Annotated in this window: 1 protein-coding gene; it reads left to right on the forward strand. The window is 62.6% G+C overall.

The window, feature by feature from the left end:
- Window positions 1–19: 19 nt before the first annotated feature.
- Entirely contained in the window at window positions 20–334 is a 315-nt protein-coding gene (locus tag ADK57_RS16610) for a pore-forming ESAT-6 family protein (RefSeq protein WP_053750244.1), read from the forward strand.

Raw genomic sequence — 334 nt, forward strand, 5'->3', positions numbered from 1 at the left:
TCTCGGGGAGTGGTGTGTGATGGCGGGTTCTGGTGCGGATCGTCGGTCGTACGACACGGGTGCGTCGGCGGATGCTCAGTCGAACATCCAGGTGGTCATCGGCCGTCTGGAAGAGGTGATCGGCAACCGTGACAGTCAGGTGAAGGCGGCGATGGCCGACTTCACGGCTGACGGCGTGGCGGATGAGTACCACGGCAAGGAACAGCGGTGGAACAACGCCTCGAACGAGGTGAAGAACATCATCGCGCTGCTGAAGTCGACGTTGGAGAAGAACGACGGTACGGCGCAGTCGACGATCCAGCGGGCCAAGGCCGCGGTCGACAACATCGGCTGA

This window comes from Streptomyces sp. MMG1533 (assembly GCF_001279775.1).
Classification (GTDB): domain Bacteria; phylum Actinomycetota; class Actinomycetes; order Streptomycetales; family Streptomycetaceae; genus Streptomyces.

What these genes read in the sequence shown, in the direction of transcription:
- ADK57_RS16610 (WP_053750244.1), top strand. Translation starts at nt 20, where the DNA reads ATGGCGGGTTCTGGTGCGGATCGTCGGTCGTACGACACGGGTGCGTCG.